We start from the raw sequence: 1,763 nt of genomic DNA, 5'->3' as shown, positions 1-1,763 counted from the left end.
GGCGGGGGAAGGGACATCGGCGGCGCGGTCGGGCCTTATGGGCAGTGAACGAGAGTCGTCGGCCCCGTCCTCGGGGCCAGAGGGTGAGGCCGCAGATGAGCGTGGACATGGAGCCGCAGATGGGTGTGGGCACGGCGCAGGCCGGCGCGCATCAGGAGGTCGACGAGGGGCTCAGGGCGCTGGCCCCTCAGCCGCAGCCGGCGAAGTTCTTCGGGATCGGATCGGGACTGGTCGCCGCCGGCGCGCTGGCCGCCGGCATGTTCGCCGCCACGGACCCGGCCCTGGCCTACGCGGTGGCCGGCGGTGGTGCCGGCGTCTCGACGGCATCCCTGGTGGTGGCCGAGCGGGCGCGGCAGCGGGCGGAGATCGCCGACCACTTCACCGAGCAGATCTGCCCGGTGATGATGATCCGCCCGCGGCCGTCCCGGGCCGCGGTGAAGCTCTCCCGCTGGCGTGGGGGGTTCATCGGCCTGCCCCAGCAGGTGCAGCTGACCTACCACGCGAGGGTGGTGCCGGACCCGGAGTGGCTGAAGTCCCTGGCCGAGGTCGCCTCGGTCAGCCTCGGGGCCAAGTACAAGGTGGAGGCCCACCTGCCGCGCAAGCGACGCGTGGTGCTCGGTGCCGTGGGGGCCGAGCAGGTGGAGAAGACCGACCCGACCGTGGACCGCGCATCCCGGGTGGTGCGGGACCTGCTGGGCGAGTCCGCCCGCGTGAAGGTCGAGCTCAACGACGACGGCGACGCGACCCGCATCGAGGTCGCCCACGAGCAGGGCAGCAACATGGCCATGGCCTCCAAGCGGCTGCGCGTGGAGCGGGTCCTGGCCACCCGCGTGCCCGGAGACTGGGTCCCGGAGTGGAACCTGGTCGAGGACACCGTCGTGTTCTCCGCCCGCGAGCCGATGCCCTCCCTGGTCCTGCCCCCGCCGGAGCACTCCCCGCTGGTGCGCACCCACGCCGACTACCGAGATTTCCAGATCCCCCTGGGTGTGGACGAGGACGGCGAGCAGCTCTCCTGGCACCCCCGCAAGCAGCCCCACATGGTGGTGGTCGGCACCACCGGCTCGGGCAAGACCGTCGTGGAGCAGAACGTCGTCCAGCGCCTGACCCAGGCCGGCTGGAAGGTCTGGGTGATCGACGGCAAGCGGATCGAGTTCATCGGCCTGCGGGACTGGCCGAACGTGGAACGGCTGGCCTCGCGCATCGAGCACCAGGTGAAGCTGATCGAGGACGCCCACGACCTGATGAACGAGCGCTACGCGCTGATCGAGGCCGGCAAGGCGACCTCCGCCGACTTCGAGCCCGTGGCCCTGATCGTCGACGAGGCCACCACGCTGCTCGAGGCCGCCGACGACTGGTGGGCCGAGGTCAAGCCCAAGGGCGGATCCTCCAAGTCCGCGGTGCTCAAGCGCCTGGGCAACATCGGCCGCCTGGGCCGCTCGGCGAAGATCCACATGCTCATCGGCCTCCAGCGCGCGGACACCCGCTTCATCTCCGGTGAGTTCCGCGACAACCTCGGCATGCGCGTGGCCATGTCCCGCCTCAGCCCCGACGGCGCCAAGATGATGTGGGACTCCTACGTGGTCGGCACCACCATCCCCCGGCACATCAAGGGCCGCGGCATGGCCCTGAACTCCGCCGGCGTGCCCGTCATGATCCAGACCATCTACGCCCCCAACCCCGACCCGGGATCCGACGACTACGACCCCCAGCGCGTCGCCACGGTGCGCCCCCGCGAAGTCGTGCACAAGAAGATGCTGGTGGAG

The 1,763-nt window shown here is 71.1% G+C and carries 1 protein-coding gene; it reads left to right on the top strand.

Annotated elements, in window-relative coordinates; translation table 11 throughout:
- Nucleotides 1-95 precede the first annotated feature (95 nt).
- The coding region (locus tag J1M39_RS11720) for an FtsK/SpoIIIE domain-containing protein (protein WP_206496829.1) at nucleotides 96-1,763 on the top strand (1,668 nt) is incomplete at its 3' end.

The organism is Micrococcus sp. KRD077 (genome assembly GCF_017168505.1).
Lineage (GTDB): Bacteria > Actinomycetota > Actinomycetes > Actinomycetales > Micrococcaceae > Micrococcus > Micrococcus luteus.
The sequence above is the reverse complement of the archived record's forward strand: the minus strand, read 5'-3'. Positions and strand labels throughout refer to the sequence as shown.